The sequence below is a fragment of the Methanobrevibacter thaueri genome (genome assembly GCF_015062905.1).
GTDB lineage: Archaea > Methanobacteriota > Methanobacteria > Methanobacteriales > Methanobacteriaceae > Methanocatella > Methanocatella thaueri_A.
The window spans coordinates 1-2,628 of the sequence record NZ_SUTK01000101.1 but is presented as its reverse complement, the minus strand read 5'-3'; the positions used below and the strand labels follow the sequence as shown (position 1 = coordinate 2,628).

The window sequence follows — 2,628 nt, the reverse complement described above, 5'->3', positions numbered from 1 at the left end:
TTATTCCTTCAGTTATTGTGTCCGTACCTATGGTATAGGTGTAATTGCGTTCCAGATTGATTGTGCTTTTGTCTGAAGCATCATCAATCAGTTTTTGAAGCTCGCCAAATTCCCCTGATGATGACAACTCATCACCGTCGGATGATTTTAAGCTGACATCAGTTGAATCATCACTTTCACCCAATGTCGCTTTTTCCTCATTTGTCTGCAGATTATCCTCACTGATCTTATCGTTTGAGGACAATTCGATTTGATCTGTATCATTACTTGCTATCGCATCATCCATTTCGCCTGCACACACGCTGGTCAGGCTTAATATAAAAATAACAAGTATCAACATGATTATTGATTTGTTAACCTTCATATAAACACTCCGTATGAAAAAATATTATTCTTTTGCCATATTCAATTTTAAAGAAAAATAATGATCATTCAAAAAAAAATTTAATATACATACAATATGAATTCTATCATTCAAAGAATATATATTATATGAGTAAATCATGGAAAAACTAAGAAATTGGGTTTTTCAAAAAAATAAGTTAAAATAAAAAAAATAGTGTAGATGCATGATGCATCTACTTGATTCGGATTTTCACTTTTTTAGTCACTTTATTGTAGTACTTGCTGCCCTTGTAGGATACTTTAGCATTATAATTTCCTTTCTTGGTCAATTTCTTGATTTTAAAGGTTGCCTTACCCTTGCTGTTGGTTTTGGCCTTGAAGGTTTTCTTGCCGATTTTAATGGTGACCTTTGCCTTCTTGATTGCCTTTCCAACATTGTTTTTAAGAACAATACTGTACTTTTTGACCTTAACTGACCTTTTAAAGGTTTTCTTTTTGGCAGTCAGTTTAGGAGTGGCCTTCTTAACGGTGACTTTAATATCCTTAGCGGACTTGTCATAAACGGCATCTCCGTTGAATGCTACCTTGGCAGTGTATGCTTTAGGAGCAAGCCCTTTAGTGGAAACCTTAATCTGACCGTTACTGTCGGTAGTGTAGGTTTTAGCACCGTTCAAGTTAACAGTCACCTTAACGTCGCTTAAAGCCTTGCCGGTACCGTCCTTTAATGTGATTACAAGATATTTGTTCACATTATATGTGGCAGTTATTGCAGATCCGGTTATTTCTGTTTTGATTTTATTTACGGCTATAGTTCCATTGCGGACGATTACATTGTATGGTCCGTCGAATAATGCGCTGACCTTGTAAGTGCCGAAATCATCAAATGTGTGCATTGCCCACCAGGTTCCGTTACCTGCATAACTTGCGTAGAATTCTTGACCGTCAACCCTGAAAATCATTTCACCAGACATATACTCTTCAAATATGTCAGATTTTGCAGTTATGTTGACTGTAAAGTCGTTGGTTGTGATATCAGTCATGTTTAAGCTTAACTGCCTGCTTGTGAAAAATGTTTTTCCAGAGAAGTAGTATGAATCCTCATCGTGGCTTACGGTTATATTATACTCTCTGACATTCTCAAGGACTATTTTACCCTCAGCGTCAGTGCTTCTAGTTATATTGACTTCAACACCGTCGACAACACCCCTAACAGTAACGTTCTGGCCGGATTGTGTATATAACATAACAGGCACAATAGTGGAATCACCAGTGTTCTCAATACCGCTTGCTCCCCAGTAGGTAACGTTTGTGACATTGACATCCCCTTTCAGTCTGGACAATATTGCATTAAAAAGGTTATTGTTACCATGGAAAGCAATTTCAATATTAGTTCCATTGACTGTTAAAGTAAATGGGGCTATAGAATCCATATTTGCCTTATTGTTCAGGAATGTGGAGTGGGAAATGGACCTGACGTGTTTGGATTCGTGGAGATTCCAGAAGTAAATTGCAGGACCCCTAGAAGCTTCATTTCCTATGAAATCACAATTTACCACAGTGGCATTGCCGTTGATGTAAACAGCACCACCATCACCACTGTATCTCCCATTACTTGCAATGTTGTTGGTGAAATTGGAATTTTCAATATTGCAGGAACCAGTATAGAAAGCACCGCCCTCTACTGATGCACGGTTGGCTGTGAAATTACAATCAGCGATATTAACGGTCCTGTCAGATGAGACAGCTCCACCAAATTCTGCGGAGTTATCTTCAAACCTGCAGTTGGTCACATTACCGGAATTTTCAATTAAGACAGCACCTCCCATACTGCCAACACCGCTTGCCTTGTTGGCTTTGAAAACGCTGCCGATCACATTACCTGAAATCATGGATATGGCACCGCCACCATCATATTCAGCAACAGCCTCATTGTTAGTGAAAATACAGTTTGAAACTTCACCAGTGCCGTTAAAGTAAATTGCACCGCCCATTACGGCAATATTGTCCCTAAATGAAACATCACTGATAATTCCGTCAACGGCTGCTATAGCACCACCCTTATCTGCTGAGTTGCCTATGAACACACCATTGAATACAACATTCTCGAATGTTTCAAAGAAATTAACTCCTCCACCTGTAGGGGAAGTGTTGTTTATGAAGTTAGAGTTGAATGTGATGTTGGAAGGACTTTCACGGTAGTTTACGCCTCCACCGTTCAGGTTTGCAGTGTTGTTAATGAAATCACAAGTGAAAATGCTGTTGGTGGATACGTTCTTGAATGTT

The 2,628-nt window shown here is 38.8% G+C and carries 2 protein-coding genes; both read right to left on the bottom strand.

The annotated features are described in order from the left end of the window. Positions 1–364: hypothetical protein (locus E7Z79_RS09685; protein WP_303739729.1), on the bottom strand; the 364-nt coding region annotated here is incomplete at its 3' end. A gap of 214 nt (positions 365–578) precedes the next feature. Continuing rightward, positions 579–2,628 (bottom strand): right-handed parallel beta-helix repeat-containing protein (locus tag E7Z79_RS09680; protein WP_369693449.1); only part of this gene is annotated, 2,050 nt, incomplete at its 5' end.